A 16,975-nucleotide genomic window follows, 5' to 3' on the forward strand; every position below is an offset into this window, starting at 1 on the left:
CCCTTATGTGCATTCTAGTTGCATATTATCTATTTAAAAACGCATCTAATTCTTTCGCTAATGACTGTACTGCTTTCTTTCTTAATACATATTTCCCGTCATGTATATCCACTAACTTCGCTGCACGTAACAATTTCAAATGATGGTGTACAGTCGATTTACCGAGTTGCAGTCTTTCTGTAATTTCCTGCAATGTTCGTTCTTTTTCGAACAAAATTTTTACAATGCGTAATCTCGCTTCATCCCCAAGTGCCTTATGTTTTTGAACTAAAAAATAATTCGGTTCATATAGATTTTCAGGGTGGATGCTTTCATTTGCGACTGGGTAATGAAATACTTTCGTATCTTCAATATCCGCCTCAATATTCCACGGTCTGTACGTCATTTGCGGGATAAGAAGTACATTATGAACACTTGGTTCTGGCATATAGTTCACACCGCCAGTCGCCCACTCGACGAACTCTTCCGATTTCATCTTTTTATTCATCTCATTTTTCGCTTCATAGTCTCTTTGTAATATAGAAAGTATTTTCTCCTCCTCTTTCTGAATAACACTCTCATACCAACCTGTCATAACGGCTACTAAATGATCCTTTAGTTTTTGCACATCGATATTACATATAAAACGAATATACGCGGAGAAAAACTGATGATCCTGCGTCAGTTCCATTAGTTCATATATTGCAGTTACGTCCCCACTTGCTGCTAAATATCTTTTCTTTTCATACTTCTCGCCTAAAAACGGTAAGCATATATATTTCAAATCTACTTCTGAAAGCGAATCGATTTTAGCATGAAACTGTGCTAAGTCCTGAAAATCCTCTTTATACAACAACTGAAGTAACGCTTTCCACGTATTATGTTCTTCTACAAACTGTAAGTGCTCTCTCATTTCTTCTGTTAATGATTCCTTAATTTCTTCCCATTCATTTTGACTCTTTTCAAGGGTATCGATTAACCTTTTATGAGTGATTGCCGCAATGCCAAGTGCGCATTCGAAAAGTATCGAATACTTCACCTGAACATGGTAAGTTTCCCTCTTTCTACTCGTTATGTGATAGACCTCCATTTTATCCCCTCCCTGTTTGCTATATATCTAATTCTATTTTCGTCGAATTTATCCTTCTATATTTTTAGAATTTATAAAATATGAGTTGAAATACATTCATTCTAAATTAAGAAGAATAGGAGCTTTTTTATATACAAATAATAACTCTCAAGGAGTTGTTGACATGTATTTCATATTAAATATGTTAGGGATTTTCGTTGTCATATTAATTGTTTTCCTATGTTCGCCTAATAAAAAACATATAAAATGGAGACCAATTGTAATTCTCATCCTATTGGAGCTCTTTATTACGTGGTTTATGTTAGGTACGAAGCTCGGTAGTATTATCATTAATAAAATTGCGTCATTTTTCAGTTGGTTACTATCATGCGCGAATGAAGGTATTCGGTTTGCCTTTCCTTCAGCTATGGAAAGTCAGCACATTGATTTCTTCTTTAGTGCGTTACTTCCTATCATTTTTGTTATCACGTTCTTTGATATTCTTTCGTACTTCGGAATCTTAACTTGGATTATTGATAAAGTAGGTGCAGTTATTTCAAAAATTTCTCGTTTACCAAAGTTAGAAAGTTTCTTTTCGATTCAAATGATGTTTTTAGGAAACACTGAAGCACTTGCGGTTGTCCGTGATCAATTATCCGTTTTAAAAGAAAATCGTTTATTAACTTTTGGAATTATGAGTATGAGTAGCGTTAGCGGATCCATTCTTGGCGCTTATTTATCAATGGTTCCGGCAACATATATTTTCAGTGCAATCCCTTTAAACTGTATTAACGCATTAATTTTAGCCAATGTATTAAATCCTGTGGAAGTTTCAAAAGAAGAAGATGTCGTATATACACCTGCAAAAGATGAAAAAAAGGATTTCTTTTCTACTATTTCAAACAGTATGTTAGTCGGGATGAATATGGTTATCGTTATTTTAGCTATGGTAATTGGTTATGTGGCATTAACTGCATGTTTAAATGGAATTTTAGGCTTTTTCGTCACAGGTTTAACAATTCAAAAAATCTTCTCCATTATCTTTAGCCCTTTTGCTTTTTTACTCGGTTTATCGGGCAGTGATGCGATGTATGTAGCTGAATTAATGGGGATCAAAATAACGACGAATGAATTTGTTGCAATGATGGATTTAAAATCAAACCTAAAGTCTTTACAACCACATACAGTTGCAGTTGCAACAACCTTTCTTGCTTCTTTTGCTAACTTTAGTACAGTGGGTATGATTTATGGAACTTACAACTCATTATTTGGCGGCGAAAAATCATCAGTCATCGGGAAAAATGTTTGGAAGCTTCTTGTAAGCGGAATGGCTGTTTCCTTATTAAGCGCTATGCTCGTTGGGCTTTTTGTATGGTAAATACTTTTTAAAATAAAAGACACCCAAACGAAAATTGAGTGTCTCTTATTTTTATTTTCGAATTTGTCCATTACCACGAATCACATATTTTGTGGAAGTTAATGCTGGAAGCCCCATTGGTCCTCTTACGTGTAGCTTTTGTGTACTGATGCCAATTTCTGCTCCAAATCCGAATTCAGATCCATCAGTAAAACGTGTCGATGCATTATGATAAAGTGCCGCCGCATCAACAGAAGTGAAAAATTTGCTGACGTTTTCCTCGTTTTCTGAAATAATCGCTTCAGAATGCATAGATCCATACGTATTTATGTGATGAATCGCTTCTTCTATAGAAGAAACTACTTTCACTGCCAACGTGAGTGCTAAAAATTCTGTTTCCCAATCTTCTTCTGAAGCAAGTACAATTGAAGAATCCAATGCCAATGCTTTTTGATCACCACGTAGCTCCACGCCTCTTTCCTTCAAAGAAGAAAACAACTCGCTACCATATTGCTCTGCCCACTTCTCATGAAGTACAATCGTTTCAATTGCATTACATACAGATGGACGCTGCGTTTTTGCATTTATAATAATATCAATTGTCATTCGCTTATCTGCCGTTTCATCAATGAAAATATGACAATTTCCCGCACCTGTTTCAAGTACTGGAACAGACGCTTCTCTCACTACCGTATCAATTAATTGTTTGCCGCCTCTTGGAATAAGAACATCTAGGTAATCATTCAATGTAAACAACTGCTTTGCGCTATCCCGTGTTGTATCTTCTATAAGCTGTACACTTTCTTCTGGCAAGCTTGTTTGTTTGAGCGCTCGGTGAATAACGGCAACGATGGCTTTGTTAGAATTGATAGCAGAAGAACTACCACGTAATATAACTGCGTTTCCTGTTTTCAAGCAAATTGTAGCAGCATCTACTGTTACATTTGGCCTTGCCTCATAAATCATCCCAACAACACCAAGTGGTACACGCATCTCCTGAATAGATAGTCCATTTGGTCGCTTCCATTCACTTACACGTTCTCCAACTGGATCACGTAATTCGATTAACTGCTTAATCCCCTCTGCCATATCAACAATTCGTTGTTCAGTTAGCATAAGTCGATCAAGGAGTGAATCAGAAAATCCTTTTGCCTTACCTTCTTCGATATCACGTTTGTTTTCCTCTACAATATAAGCTGTTTCTACTATTAGCCTTTCAGCAATAGCAGCAAGTGCTTCGTTTTTTTGACTTGTAGATTTTAGTACAAGTTCTCTAGCAATTTCTTTCGCTTTTCTTCCCTTTGCCAACACTTCATTCATCTTCATTTCCTCCTTTTTAACATCACTATTCTTAAAGTGACACCCAATAATCTCTATGAATGACTTCATAATTATGCCTTTCGCCTCTTGCTTGAATATGTTGACTTTGCATACCTTTTATCTCTCTTAATTCCTCTGCGCTATATGTGCATTGTCCTTTTCCAATTACGTGCCCTTGTTGCGTCATTACTTCTACGACATCGCCAACTTGGAAAAATCCTGAAACATTTGTAACGCCAGCAGGAAGAAGACTCTTACCATGCTGAATGATAGCAGTAGCTGCTCCAGCGTCTACTTCAATTTGTCCACTAACAAGCGAATGCAAGGCAATCCATTGCTTATTCACTTTCATTTCTTTTTGAGGAGCATTTCCGACATACGTTCCATCACCTTTGCCCTTCAAAACATCTACAAATTTCTCTTGTCCACGTCCTGTTCCAATAAATACACTCACGCCAAGAGAAAGTGCTATCTTCGCAGCATCAATTTTTGACTTCATACCGCCAGTCCCAAGTTTGGACCCAGCATCTCCTGCAAGAGAAGCGATTTCTTCCGTAACTTCAGGAAGGAAATAATACTTTTTCGCATCCGCATTTTTCTGAGGATTTTTGTCGTATAAACCGTTCACATCCGTAAAAATCATTAGCATATCCGACGAAACAAGCCCGCTTACTAAAGCTGACAGCATATCATTATCACCGAACGTTAGCTCTTCTAAAGAGATGGAATCATTTTCATTAATGATTGGAAGAGCAGAACGGTTTAGTAACTCTCCTAATGTAGCGTAAGCATTACTATATTGTTCTTTTCTAGAAAAATCACTTCTCGTCAGCAATAGTTGCGCAGTAACGATACCATATTTACGAAATTCCTCCGTGTACGCCTGCATTAACAAACTTTGTCCGACAGCTGCAGCTGCCTGTTTTCCTTTAATTGTCACAGGTCTACTAGGATACCCTAGAGCTGAAAAACCTGCAGCGACAGCCCCAGATGTAATTAACAAAACTTCATGCCCTTCCTCTTTCAATCGAGCCAATGCGGCAACGTGATCTGAAAGTTGTTCTTTAGAAATGCCTCCGTGACTATCTGCCAAGGAACTACTCCCAATCTTTACAACAATTCGTTGTTTTTTCACTTTTTTATCCCCCAAGTCTAAAATCAAAGTTTTTTATAAATTACACTTCTATTCATATAGCTTGCAGCGATTCTATTCTTTTCAATGCTGCGCCTAGCCTATTTAAGAGCAAAATAAAAATGACCGCTTCGCCCTTAATAAAATAAAAAGGACGAAACGGTCATTGTTCCGCGGTACCACCTTAATTGATATACATAGATATCCACTTGGCGCCTATAACGCAGGCGAACGCCTAAACTTTCATTTAAGACTCAGGGATAGGTTCGATATATTCTATACGAGGAATCTTTCAGCCGGTGAATTCCACTCTCTTTCGCAAGAAGACATATGTACTATTTCCCTTCAACGATTTTCGGTTTAATTTTTTATATTATGCGATATAATTTGATTTGGTGTCAAGAAGTATTTTTAAAAATAAATAGAGCGGTAAGTTACTTGTATGAAATTATTACCGTACTGAATGAAAATACAAATCGATATAAGTTTAACTCATATTCATCAACATAAAACCTACAATTAAAGTGTATATATTTACATAATGTCGAATATAATTGATTTTTATCTTTTGGTGTTGCAAAAAGGAATATATTCTCTTAGAATGTTTCTTTATATTACATAAAGATGTTATTGTTATTTTAAGATAGCAATTTCGAAATGATATAATTTATTATAAAAGGAGCAAGATTGAGTTATTATGGATAAACAAATTGGATTCATCGGTTGCGGAAATATGGGAATGGCTATGATTGGTGGGATGCTACACAAAAAGATAGTGTCTGCAAATAATATTATTTGTTCGGATTTAAACACTATGAATTTAAAAAATGCTAGTGAAAAATATGGGCTAACTACAACTACTGACAACAATAAAGTAGCTAAAAATGCTGATATTTTAATTTTATCAATTAAACCAGACCTATACGCATCAATCATTAACGAAATAAAAGAAGTAATCAAAAACGATGTTATCGTCGTAACGATCGCTGCCGGGAAAAGCATTAAAAGTACTGAAGAAGCTTTTGCTAAAAAATTAAAGGTTGTAAGAGTAATGCCTAATACACCTGCCCTTGTTGGAGAAGGAATGTCTGCATTATGCCCTAATGAAATGGTGACAGAAACAGATTTAGAAGATGTGCTAAACATTTTCAATAGCTTTGGTCAAACAGAGATCGTAAGCGAAAAATTAATGGACGTTGTAACATCTGTAAGTGGTTCGTCGCCAGCATACGTATATATGATTATAGAAGCGATGGCAGATGCAGCTGTATTAGATGGTATGCCTAGAAATCAAGCATATAAATTCGCTGCTCAAGCTGTGTTAGGTTCTGCAAAAATGGTACTAGAAACAGGCATACATCCAGGTGAATTGAAAGATATGGTTTGTTCTCCTGGCGGAACAACGATAGAAGCTGTAGCAACATTAGAGGAAAAAGGATTACGAACTGCAATTATTTCAGCAATGCAGCGCTGTACACAAAAGTCTGTTGAACTATCTGGGCAAACGAAAAAGTAAAACTATAAAAGAGATCACGTTAGCTTTGAATTTAGTTAGAAAACGGTGGATTACATACTCTCTCGCTTGCACTAAATGATAAACGGACAAACTCATAGATACTTGAGTTTGTCCGTTTTTTTGATTATACTACAATAATTTTATTTGTATCTTCTTTTGAAATTTCAGTTTTATCCCTTCCTTATTCCCTACTATGATTGTGTAATTTTATTAGAAACTAATAATTTTTCAATGCATTTCGGTAACATATCTAATAGCGTTTCAAATGCATAATTTACATCTAAACGTTCTGTCCATTGATGTGCATCTTTTCCTACCGGCCCCATATTTAATACCGGAACGTCAAACTCTTCTAGATCCTGAAGTGGAATCGAATAACCTTTATCCCATAATGGCATATTGTCTACAAGTGAACTCATTGAATGTAGTGGATTCTGTAAGCCCACATAGCTCAAATCTGAAATTCCCCCAAAATAGTTTTGGTTTTCAAATGTAATGTTATGATTGTAGTGAGCATACTTTTCCATTTCTGCAACTACATCTTTAATTAACGGATGGTTGCGTGAACTTACAGCTGGATAATATGGTGGAGCAAAGAAAAGTACAATCATCGGCGCCTTTTCTTTACATAAAATAGATAGTTTATCTACTAAATCAATTGTTACCGCACGATCATCTTTATCTTCTCTATTTTTTATTATACTAGATTGAATATCATCTATTTTCTCTTGCCCATGTTGTTCAATTGCATAAGCGATAAGCTCTTCATACGTTAAAACATTTACTTTCATATTAGGCGGTATAAACGGATTATATTTAGAAAAACGATATGCTTGCTTCTCGTATGATTCTTCTATTTTCTCTGCTACTTTCGTTACTTTTTGACGTAACATTGAAACGACATCTGTCATCGTTTTTTCTAGTAAAAACAAATTGAATAATGTGACTGCACGATGCGGAATTTGTACAGAATAATCCTCCTTTAAGTCCCGTTGAAGTAAGTTAGTTGGCGGAGGACTTGCTTCTCCTTCTACAACATCACAAAGGTCCGTATTCAATTCTAATTCAGCCGTTAATAAAGCAGCCATATAACTCCCATTTAAACCTGCAAATGGTTCACCTACATGTGTTTCTTTACCATAGCAAAGAAATCCAGGTAACACTTTACCAATAGAACCAGTATAAATATACTTATTTTGGTCACCAGGATGTCGTGAAAACATAGGCTCTGAATTTAATACCGTTTTATAATCCAAGTTATGTTCTCTTGCTAACTCTAGTAGTCTTGGAACAGCAGCCCTCATCCCTACAGAGTTTACTTCTTCATCTGGAACAGATAATAAAAGAACATTCCCGTCAAATCTTCCTTCACAGGCTTGCTCAATCATTGCCATTTGTAATGTGAGGCCGCATTTCATATCCATTGTTCCTCTGCCAAACAGCCAATCTCCTTGTTCTATATCTTCACGCACATGGTCTGGTAATTCATCTTTATGAGAATAAAACATAGATGTTAACATTTTAGGATTAAATGCATCTTCTTTCCAAACTCCGTAATCTTGCACATCTACAACATCAAAGTGACTAACTAGAATTACGGTATTTTTTGTACTATCGCTTTTCTTCACTAGGGCTGTAACAAAATATCGTCCGTCCCCCGTCGGATTTTTTTGCAAATGATGCGGGTTTTCTTTGAAGTACTGTAAATCAGATAATTGTTCCACAACAAAGTCTGGCAATATCACTTCAGCTTCTGTACCTGTAATACTAGGAATTTCAACAAGACTGCTTAATAATTGAATCAATTGTTCTTTTGATTGCCACTTTGACATATAAATCCCCCTATTTTTCCGCATTATGAAAATGAATTCCAGTATATGAATAAAAAATGACGACAGTTATCAAAATTATAGCTCTGATGTACTGCCGATTTTTATTGATATTTCATGAGCTGCTTGTTTTACCTTACTAATCAGAAAAGATAGTCGATCATCATTAATGCGGTGACTAATTAACCCAACACTTAATGCTCCTACTACTTTATGATTAAATCCGATAATAGGTGCAGCTACTGAAGCTGTCCCTTCTGTTTTTTCACCATAACTTACCGCATATCCTTCAGTTTTTATTTGCTTTATTTGATCTAAAAGAATGTGCTTTTGTTCTGGTAATGAAGAAAGTAAATGTTCTATAATATGTTCCATTTCATTCGTTTTCATATTGGCAAGCATCGTTTTATTTGCCGCACCAATTGAAAGTGGAATTTGTTCCCCTAAGTTATCAATAACTCGAATTTTTAAAGGGCTATCCATTCTTTCAATGATAATAGAATGTGTTCCATTTGGAATGTTCAAATACACACTTTCTTCGACCTCAGAAGCTAACCGCTTCATCACTTCTCTTGCTACAGATCTGTAGTCTACCTTCTCCAATTGACGTAATCCTATTTCCATCCACATTGGCCCAATTTTGTACTGTTTCGTTTCTGAAATTTGTGTAACTAACCCATGCTCGATTAAAGAGTTAAGTAATCTATGTACTGTACTAACTGGGAGATGTGTTCTGTCCGCTATATCAGAAATAGCCCAATACTCTTTTTCATTAGTAGAATTTAACAACTTTATAATACTTATCGCTCGATCAATGGACTGCACCATAATAACTCACCTCAGCCTGACTTGTAATATGCTAGTTTGCTCAATTACCTATCAATTTAACAAAAATTTAAAATGAAATCAATCTATTTATTCAATTTTCTAAAAATAAAAATATGCCACTGATAACAATTTGTAAGCGCGAACAAAAAAATATTGACTTTTCTTTTTAATTATCTGAAAATTATAACAAGATTTCACATCACGGAATACATTCCACAATACGGAAAAACATCAAACTTCATTCTATCAACTACGAAAGTGAGGAAAACAATGACGCAAGTAAGTAATACAAACAATGAATTAAAACGTACGATGAAAAGTAGACACTTATTCATGATTGCACTCGGTGGTGTGATTGGAACGGGATTATTTAACGGATCTGGTTTTATTATAAGTCAAGCTGGACCTGGTGGATCCGTACTTGCCTTTATGGCTGGTGGATTATTAATGTATTTCGTTATGCTTTGTCTTGGTGAACTTGCTGTAGCCATGCCTGTTTCAGGTTCTTTTCAGGAATATGCAACTAAGTTCATCAATCCTGCAACTGGATTTACAATCGGATGGTTGTATTGGTTAAGCTGGGCGAATACGACCGGTCTTGAATTTACAACTGCCGGCATTACAATGCAGCGCTGGTTTCCAGATATTCCTGTTTGGGTTTGGTGTTTAATATTTGGCGTTACTATCTTCACTATTAACGCATTATCTGCTCGTAGTTATGCAGAAACAGAATTTTGGTTTTCAAGTATAAAAGTATCTGCCATTATAGCTTTTATTATCCTTGGCGGTGCCGCTATGTTCGGTTTTATTGACTTAAAAGGCGACGAACCAGCCCCGTTATTATCAAATTTCGTAAATCATGGCGGTTTATTCCCAAATGGACTTGCAGCTATTCTATTAACAATGGTTACAGTCAATTATTCCTTCCAAGGTACAGAACTTGTCGGAATCGCAGCAGGTGAAAGTGAAGATCCAGCAAAAACTTTACCTCGTTCTATTAGAAATATTATATGGCGCACGATGTTTTTCTTCGTCTTAGCAATCTTTGTTCTTGTTGCTTTAATTCCTTGGGAAGAAGCTGGATTAACCAAAAGTCCATTCGTTGCTGTATTTGATAATATCGGTATTCCATATGCAGCTGATATTATGAATTTTGTTATTCTTACTGCTGTTCTTTCTGTCGCAAACTCTGGACTGTACGCCGCAACTCGCATGCTTTGGTCATTATCAAAAAATGAAATGGCTCCGGCCTTTTTAAAGAAATTATCTTCACGAGGAATACCTTTAAACGCTTTAATTTTGACAATTTCTATTTCTGCTTTTTCTCTTTTAACAAGCGTCGTAGCTGCTGAAACAGTTTACTTATGGTTAATTTCAATTTCTGGCGTCATAACAATCATTGTTTGGATGTCAATTTGTGTCTCTCAATTCTTTTTCCGTAAACATTATTTAGCAGACGGTGGAAAATTAGAAGACTTAAAATTTAAAACTCCACTTTATCCACTTGTACCAATTCTTGGTTTTGGATTGTATGGCATTATATTAATCAGTCTTATTTTCATCCCAGAACAACGACTTGGAATCTATTGCACTTTACCGTTTATCGTTTTTTGCTACACATACTATCACTTTAAAGTTAAGAAAAGAATTGCTACTAACACTCAAAGTGAAACTAAAATTAGCGAGACTATGTAATACTATACTTATATATAAAAGACCGCACATGGCTTTCATTTCATATGCGGTCTTTTATCATTGGCATTTGTTCTATTCCCTTTTCATTCATTACCTCATACGAGTCAGTATTACTATATACCTTTACTTGGGTTGTAAGTTCTTTGAAAAGTGATACCGATTTCCATAATGCGGTAAATACTACAATACTAGTAATTGGAATTTTTCACTTTTTATACGTTATTGATTTTCCTTACACTTACTGTTTTGATATATTGAATATATAATACTTAAAAATTTTTAAATAGACAGGAGTTATATTCGATGATAAAAGGTTTCGGGGGAATATTTTGGAGAACTAAAAATCTTGATGTTATAAAAAAATGGTACAGTGAAGTGTTGAAAATTGAAATAGAAGATTGGAATGGGACTGTGATTAAACCCCAATTAGGAAATGAGACTATTTTTTCTTTCTTTACCGAAAATGATAATTATTTTCCAATAGAACAGCAAGTGATGTTAAATTTTGAAGTACATAATTTAAATGAGACTATGCAGCATCTTGAACATATTGGCGTACCGCTTGAAAAGAAAGAAGAAATTAGTGAGTTCGGAAAGTTTATTTGGATTAAAGATCCTGAAGGTCGTCTAATTGAGCTTTGGGAGAAATAGACGGTTATAATCCTTTGCTATTAAGCTAACGGTTGCTTTCATTCAACAAAATAAATAAAAAAGTCGATTTCTTTACTCCACTGGAAATCGACTTTTTTCTATCACATCCACCATAAAATGAAACTACTTCCTTTGATTAGATTGTTTCCAAACAAAAAATACGAAAAATAGTTTTTTCTGGCTGCTTATTTATCCCTTCTAATTCGCTTTAAAATTATATAATGGCTTAATAATGTGCTTTATATCTATCGTTTCTTTTGTATTTTCTATAATTTCATCCATTGGCTTGTATACCATTGGTGCTTCATCAATTGTGCTCTCTACTACCGATGTAGTCCACACCTCTTTCATCGTATTTTGGAAGTCCTCTATACTCAATAATTCTTTAGCCTTCTTACGACTCATGATACGTCCTGCCCCATGCGGACCAGAAAAGTTCCAGTCTGGATTACCTTTACCAAATGCAATAATTGAACCATCTCTCATGTTAATTGGAATAATTACTCGTTCATCTTTCTGAGCTGAAATAGCACCTTTTCGTAGAATCATATTTTCTATGTCAATATAGTTATGTATTGTAGTAAATTGATCCGTTATTTTCCAGTCCATTTTCGTAACAATTTCATCAATCATTGCTTTACGATTTAACGCGGCATACTTTTGGGCAATATTCATGTCATTCATATAATCTTTGAATCCTTCTCCTTCTAAATAAGCTAGTTCTTTACGAATCTGTGGCTTCTTAATTCCACGTAAAGTTTCTTGTATTTCTTTTTCTCTCCCCTCTTTAGTTAATCTCTTAATAATCTCATCCTTCATTGATGTAACATGAATTAGTTGTTCATACGCGAAGTTCTGGTAATACTCTGCTATTTGTTTACCTAAATTACGAGAACCACTATGAATGACAATATATACATTTCCTTTATCATCTTCATTTAATTCAATGAAATGATTTCCTCCTCCAAGAGTACCTATACTTTTTTGAGCTCGTTGTAATGTATATGGGGCCTTCACACCATCAAAATCAATCATTTTTGAGAATCGATGTTCTTTATCTCGGATACGAAAACCACTTGGAACAAATTTACGAATCGTTTCGTCTAAGTAATCGAAATTAATTTCTTCTTTTTTCTTATCAATCACAACAACTTCCATACCACAACCAATGTCTACCCCTACAAGATTAGGAACAATTTTATCTTGTATTGTCATCGTTGTCCCAATCGTGCAACCTGCTCCTGCATGTGTATCTGGCATAATACGAATTTGACTATCCTTTACGAATTCTTGGTTACAAAGATCAATAATCTGCCCAGTTGCAGTCTCATCAACGTTATTCGTAAATACTTTTGCTTCATTGTATTTTCCTTGTAATTTCAACATCTTTCATGTCCCCTTCCTTTTGAAAGAATTATTTTATTACGTTGTATGTGTTCTTATAATTACTATCATCCACCTTCTACTTTCCAATATATATATATAATATATCCTTCACTATAAAAAAATTATAATGATTTATTTTGTTTACATAATATAATTACTGTCTCTTTATATTTATACCTACACATAAGCATTCCTCCTCAATATCGATTATATAATAATTAAACAAAAACTCCCCTTAAATCGAAAATGATTAAGGAGAGTTTTTTATATACGATGAAATTATAGTTCAGATTTCACTCGAACAGAAACATTGTTTTTAATTATTTTTTTGAATTCTTTAAAGGTAACAAAATTGTTACTTTTCTCATCCCAAAGACGAAAACGGAGTGATCGTAAGCTTGTAGCAAGTGTAATCGTTGGTACATTTTTTAACGGAAGCGTATTATTGTGTGCCTCTTCTAGTTTATAGTTAGGTACTCTTGGACTTAAATGGTGAACATGATGGAATCCAATATTACCAGTTAGAAATTGCAAGATTTTTGGAAGTTTATAAAATGAACTTCCTTCCACTGCCGCTTTCACATATTCCCAATCTTTATCCTCTTCAAAATAAGAATCTTCGAATGTGTGCTGTACGTAAAACAGCCAAATTCCTACTGAACCTGCTATTAAGAATATCGTACCATGCACTAACAGAAACGATTGCCACCCAATTGCCCAGCAAAGTATAGCTATTAAAGCAACGATTATAATATTCGTCAAATACGTATTCATACGTTCTTTCTGTCTAGCACCTTTTCGGTTAAATCTATTTTTAAGTAAGAAAACATAAATCGGACCTAATCCAAACATAACGAATGGATTGCGATATAAGCGATATGCTAAACGAAGTCTAAATGGCGCAGCTACATATTCATCAACTGTAAGTGTCCAAATATCTCCTGTACCTCTCTTATCCAAATTACCACTTGTAGCGTGATGAATAGAATGCTCATGTCCCCATTGATCAAACGGGAATAAAGTTAACACACCCATACATGTCCCTACGATTCTATTTGCAGGTCGACTTTTAAAGAATGAATAATGGGTACAATCATGAAAAATAATGAAAATCCGTGTCATAAAACCAGCGGCTAACAGAGATGGAACTAACGATAACCAATAAGAAACGGACAAACTTTTATAAGCAAGGTACCATAAAATAATGAACGGCACAATTGTGTTAATAAGTTGCCACACACTTTTTTTAATCGTTGATTTTTCATACGGAGCAACTTGTTTTTTTAAATTTTTAGTATTTTCTAATGTCATTGGTCTAATTCCTTTCCTTTATGTTGCTAATTCACATTATAGCATACTATTAGTATCAGGTGTTAAAAGTAGCTGTAATAAATATTATATAATATAAAAATCTCTTTTTTCTTACTCATTACTTACAAATTACTTACGGTCAAAAAACCTTATATAATCGGACTGATGGAGCATTTCAATTATAAAAAAAACATCTATTTTTTCCAATAAATATATATAAAAGCAGAGGAATTTTTCACTTCTGCACATCTTTTCATTTTTTTAAATGGTAATTTTTTTCGATTTGTATTTATGTAACAGTTTTTTCTCACAAGAAGAAAAGAGCTGCCATAAGTCAGGTTTCACCGACTTATGGCAGCTCCTTTTCATTTTATTTTAGCGATGGATCCAAACTGCCCCTGCAGACTTGTCTTCAGCTTGACCTACTACTTCAAACTTCAATCCAAGTTTCGGCAACTTACGTCCGGCATCTGGAATAACACTGTTGATGTATTGCTTAGAATCATCAAATTTCGCAACGCCTGGCAATCCTTTATAATCAAAGATACCGCGGGTTGGCGAATTTACTTTCCATGCTGGCGTTTGATCAAATGAGAATGCCGCATCGGCAATTTGATAACGCGTACTGCTCTTCACAGTTGGTTGTCCATTTAATGTTCCTACGATTGCCTCTGGATGAGAATCTACTACCCCAAGGAATCCTTCGCCTGGATGAACACCTACCCAGTTATCTGTAAAGCTTTGATCCGCATACCATACAACCATTCCTGTATTAAATACTGGACCACGTGCATGTTGTAGCGCCGTGTCAGACCCAGCGTAATTTCGCCACTCGATATAGTAGTTATGTTTTTTCTGTTCAAATCCGTTAGACACAGTAAATCCTTTTAGCGTCATTGCTGGCTGGCCTTCTGCATCATCAGAAAAAACAACTTTTCCATCTACAGTTAATGCTGCATTGTCTAATGCAAATCCTTTATAAGCTACTGCAATATCTGTTACATACTCAAATTGCAGTTTTACTTTCTTTCCTTTAAATTGGCTTAAATCGTATGATTTATCAACCCACTTACCATCTGTTGTATCTACGCCGCCTTTTACATCTTTTTCGCCCATTCTATCAATACGTGTCTTCGTTCCATCTTCTGCAATCGCATTTACGTCAAGGAAATCATACTTCGCTTCCAATTCATAAAATGCCTTATAATCAAACTTAGCATCCGTTGCAGTCGTTAAGTCAAATACTGGTGTCTCAAGTGTTGTATGAATGTCATTTCCTTTTGTGCTGTAATAAAACTTCTTACCAAATGCTGATTCGATATTTTTTATATCTTTGTCTGGCAAGTTAACACGAACGATTCCTGGTCGTTTTGATTTTGTAACACTTTGATCTAAATATGTTGCGGTACCAATTCCCGTGCGAAGTTTATCATAATCTACTTCGACGATATTCGCCCAGTTCCCCTTCATATTCTTTTGGAAAAACTCTTTATTTTGCGGTGAGAAACTTGTTGGCTCTGTTCCCGCAATTTTTCCAGCCCAGCTACCGCCGCTCATAAGGGACCATGATTCAACAGGTTCACCTTGTCCTGAATACTTTGTATCATATTCATCTGGTAAGCCTAAATCATGACCATACTCATGCGCAAACACACCAACTGCTCCGTCTTCAGGCTCGATTGTATAATCATATGCAGCCATCTTTCCGCCCCAATTTGAAACAGAAGATTTCGTACCATCTATCGCATATGGTTTTGATCCTAGTTTTGAACGATGAGACCAAATCGCATCATCTTTCAATTTACCACCGCCAGCTTCTTGACCTACGCCCGCATGTACAACCATTAGGTGGTCAATAATTCCATCTGGTTCGTTTTTATTTCCATCACCATCTTGATCGTATTGATCAAATTGATCATAATCAGCTAAATTAATGCCTTTTGCTACAGCTGCTTTTAATGCTTCTTTCACAAAATCGCGTGGCCCTAAAGGACCTTTATTATCATGACCAGTTCCCGCATCCGCACCATAATCTGAAGCTTTTCCTGGAACAGTAAGCCATTCGGTTACAGTGCCATCAACTGTGTAGCTTCCGCCAGATTGCTCTTCATAATATTGTTTAAAAGTGTTAATCTTCGATCCATCAAATAACGTAAATTGCTCATCACCAAATAACATTTTTTGATAATGTTCACGATTAAAGTCCTTAGAATACATATAACCTGGTTCTTGATCAATATTATTATGCTTAAAATCGCTAAATTCTACGAGTAAAACAAGCACTTTATCTTTTCGAACAGCTCCATTGTACTCTTCTTGCTTCGCTGGTGTAGTCGGTACTTTTCCATTTAGTTTTCTAGAATTCAATCCTGCATCTTGCCCAGCTACTGATCCTACTTCAGGTTGCTGCGCCTGTTCATTTTCCTTCATTTTTGTATCTTTTACTTTTTTCATAAAATCAGAAGCTTCTTGCGTAAGACTATCTCCTGTCAAGATTTCTTTCCCAAGGTTTTCCCCTTTCTTTTTCTCAACATAATTTTCGACAGCCTTTGATGTCTCAGCTTGTGATGCAGATTGATCAATTACTCCCCTTTGTTTCAGCGCTTCTGCCAAACGCTCATCTGGTATTAAATGCTCATCAATTGGTAGAGATGGTGGCGTATCAGCATACGCTGCATGACTTCCGAAAGCAAACGTACTACTTAACACTGCCGCTGTTGCTAAAACTGATAATGGTTTTAACTTCTTATTCTTTTTCAATGCTTTTCCTCCCCAGTGTCTGCAAATTATCGTTTTTTTTGCCGATAGGAACATAATATTCGTTATAATACGAATATTCAATCTTTTTAAAAGGCGAAAATGTTGAGAAATATTTTTCAGGGTGAAAAACATATGATAAATA

Annotated in this window: 12 protein-coding genes and 1 other annotated feature; of the genes, 4 read left to right on the forward strand and 8 right to left on the reverse strand. The window is 35.3% G+C overall.

What is annotated here, in order from left to right:
• Positions 1 to 25: 25 nt before the first annotated feature.
• Positions 26 to 1,069 carry an ArsR/SmtB family transcription factor gene (locus ABH961_RS20115; RefSeq protein WP_048547624.1) on the reverse strand — a complete coding sequence of 348 codons (1,044 nt, stop codon included), beginning with the start codon at positions 1,067 to 1,069 and terminating at the stop codon, positions 26 to 28.
• A 163-nt stretch (positions 1,070 to 1,232) separates the two neighbouring features.
• Between ABH961_RS20115 and ABH961_RS20120 the strand changes: the two genes are divergently transcribed.
• Entirely contained in the window at positions 1,233 to 2,426 is a 1,194-nt protein-coding gene (locus ABH961_RS20120; RefSeq protein WP_048547626.1) for a NupC/NupG family nucleoside CNT transporter, read from the forward strand.
• 51 nt (positions 2,427 to 2,477) lie between these two features.
• Here ABH961_RS20120 and ABH961_RS20125 read toward each other — a convergent pair whose 3' ends face one another.
• The gene (locus tag ABH961_RS20125; RefSeq protein WP_048547628.1) at positions 2,478 to 3,725 is read right to left on the reverse strand and encodes a glutamate-5-semialdehyde dehydrogenase; all 1,248 of its coding nucleotides are present in this window, start codon (positions 3,723 to 3,725) and stop codon (positions 2,478 to 2,480) included.
• Between the two features lie 31 nt (positions 3,726 to 3,756).
• On the reverse strand, positions 3,757 to 4,860 hold the full coding sequence (gene proB, locus ABH961_RS20130) for a glutamate 5-kinase (protein ID WP_048547630.1): 1,104 nt from the start codon (positions 4,858 to 4,860) through the stop codon (positions 3,757 to 3,759).
• A gap of 144 nt (positions 4,861 to 5,004) precedes the next feature.
• Positions 5,005 to 5,215, reverse strand: a binding site (T-box leader).
• A gap of 339 nt (positions 5,216 to 5,554) precedes the next feature.
• Here proB and proC point away from each other — a divergent pair.
• A complete protein-coding gene (gene proC / locus ABH961_RS20135; RefSeq protein ID WP_048547632.1) occupies positions 5,555 to 6,373 on the forward strand; it encodes a pyrroline-5-carboxylate reductase in 819 nt (272 codons plus the stop codon).
• A 191-nt stretch (positions 6,374 to 6,564) separates the two neighbouring features.
• On the opposite strand, the gene ABH961_RS20140 is transcribed toward proC, so the two are convergent.
• Both ABH961_RS20140 and ABH961_RS20145 read right to left on the reverse strand, forming a co-directional pair.
• Positions 6,565 to 8,205, reverse strand: a complete 1,641-nt coding sequence (locus ABH961_RS20140; RefSeq protein ID WP_404519869.1) for a M20/M25/M40 family metallo-hydrolase — start codon at positions 8,203 to 8,205, stop codon at positions 6,565 to 6,567.
• A 75-nt stretch (positions 8,206 to 8,280) separates the two neighbouring features.
• The gene (locus ABH961_RS20145; protein ID WP_098049140.1) at positions 8,281 to 9,030 is read right to left on the reverse strand and encodes an IclR family transcriptional regulator; all 750 of its coding nucleotides are present in this window, start codon (positions 9,028 to 9,030) and stop codon (positions 8,281 to 8,283) included.
• A 270-nt stretch (positions 9,031 to 9,300) separates the two neighbouring features.
• Here ABH961_RS20145 and ABH961_RS20150 point away from each other — a divergent pair, with 270 nt between their 5' ends.
• Complete coding sequence (locus ABH961_RS20150; RefSeq protein WP_048547639.1) at positions 9,301 to 10,725, forward strand: amino acid permease; 1,425 nt, start codon at positions 9,301 to 9,303, stop codon at positions 10,723 to 10,725.
• Between the two features lie 303 nt (positions 10,726 to 11,028).
• Positions 11,029 to 11,376, forward strand: a complete 348-nt coding sequence (locus ABH961_RS20155) for a VOC family protein (protein ID WP_048547641.1) — start codon at positions 11,029 to 11,031, stop codon at positions 11,374 to 11,376.
• Between the two features lie 198 nt (positions 11,377 to 11,574).
• On the opposite strand, the gene ABH961_RS20160 is transcribed toward ABH961_RS20155, so the two are convergent.
• The 3 genes from ABH961_RS20160 to ABH961_RS20170 all read right to left on the reverse strand — a co-directional run bounded on the left by ABH961_RS20160 (position 11,575) and on the right by ABH961_RS20170 (position 16,833).
• Positions 11,575 to 12,762: an RtcB family protein gene (locus ABH961_RS20160; RefSeq protein ID WP_048547643.1), complete on the reverse strand. Its 1,188-nt coding sequence runs from the start codon at positions 12,760 to 12,762 to the stop codon at positions 11,575 to 11,577.
• 279 nt (positions 12,763 to 13,041) lie between these two features.
• A complete protein-coding gene (gene desA / locus ABH961_RS20165) occupies positions 13,042 to 14,073 on the reverse strand; it encodes a Delta(5) desaturase DesA (protein WP_000171508.1) in 1,032 nt (343 codons plus the stop codon).
• Positions 14,074 to 14,448: 375 nt separating this feature from the next.
• The gene (locus ABH961_RS20170; RefSeq protein WP_098080519.1) at positions 14,449 to 16,833 is read right to left on the reverse strand and encodes an immune inhibitor A domain-containing protein; all 2,385 of its coding nucleotides are present in this window, start codon (positions 16,831 to 16,833) and stop codon (positions 14,449 to 14,451) included.
• Between the last annotated feature and the right edge of the window lie 142 nt (positions 16,834 to 16,975).

The sequence above is a fragment of the Bacillus sp. RC251 genome, from assembly GCF_044908765.1.
GTDB classification, from domain to species: domain Bacteria; phylum Bacillota; class Bacilli; order Bacillales; family Bacillaceae_G; genus Bacillus_A; species Bacillus_A wiedmannii.

Coding starts and splice junctions, on each gene's coding strand:
- ABH961_RS20115 (WP_048547624.1), bottom strand. CDS start 1,069: ATGGAGGTCTATCACATAACGAGTAGAAAGAGGGAAACTTACCATGTT.
- ABH961_RS20120 (WP_048547626.1), top strand. CDS start 1,233: ATGTATTTCATATTAAATATGTTAGGGATTTTCGTTGTCATATTAATT.
- ABH961_RS20125 (WP_048547628.1), bottom strand. CDS start 3,725: ATGAATGAAGTGTTGGCAAAGGGAAGAAAAGCGAAAGAAATTGCTAGA.
- proC (WP_048547632.1), top strand. CDS start 5,555: ATGGATAAACAAATTGGATTCATCGGTTGCGGAAATATGGGAATGGCT.
- ABH961_RS20140 (WP_404519869.1), bottom strand. CDS start 8,205: ATGTCAAAGTGGCAATCAAAAGAACAATTGATTCAATTATTAAGCAGT.
- ABH961_RS20145 (WP_098049140.1), bottom strand. CDS start 9,030: ATGGTGCAGTCCATTGATCGAGCGATAAGTATTATAAAGTTGTTAAAT.
- ABH961_RS20150 (WP_048547639.1), top strand. CDS start 9,301: ATGACGCAAGTAAGTAATACAAACAATGAATTAAAACGTACGATGAAA.
- ABH961_RS20155 (WP_048547641.1), top strand. CDS start 11,029: ATGATAAAAGGTTTCGGGGGAATATTTTGGAGAACTAAAAATCTTGAT.
- ABH961_RS20160 (WP_048547643.1), bottom strand. CDS start 12,762: ATGTTGAAATTACAAGGAAAATACAATGAAGCAAAAGTATTTACGAAT.
- desA (WP_000171508.1), bottom strand. CDS start 14,073: ATGACATTAGAAAATACTAAAAATTTAAAAAAACAAGTTGCTCCGTAT.